This window comes from Bradyrhizobium sp. Kon58 (genome assembly GCF_055807455.1).
In genome coordinates this window covers 1-275 of sequence record NZ_JBVVOT010000420.1, presented here as the reverse complement: position 1 = coordinate 275, position 275 = coordinate 1, and the positions used below count along the sequence as shown (strand labels likewise).

At 51.6% G+C, this 275-nt stretch carries 1 protein-coding gene; it reads left to right on the top strand.

Going from position 1 to position 275, the window contains the following annotated elements; all coding sequences use genetic code 11:
• The coding region (locus tag AC0L20_RS40995) for a hypothetical protein (protein WP_473295825.1) at positions 1–275 on the top strand (275 nt) is incomplete at both ends.

The following is a 275-nucleotide window of genomic DNA, read 5'->3' as shown; positions in this document are numbered from 1 at the left end:
GTCGCACGGGATGCTCGGGAGCCATCACTTCTAGATCATGGTCGTTGGAACACTGATATTCTGCGTGGGGTAGAAGCCTTACAGTATTTCTTTACATCTGCTTCGATCGGGGCTGCAGGGCTCGAGATTTGCCAGCAAGATGTGGAAAACCTATACAGGGCCATCGCCATCGTCGCGGTTCGAAAGCGTGGCTTTCCAGGATATGTGGCTTCGTCCTTAAGCTTAGACGGTCGACCGGACGATCATGCTCAGCTCATTGGAATGATTCATCATCA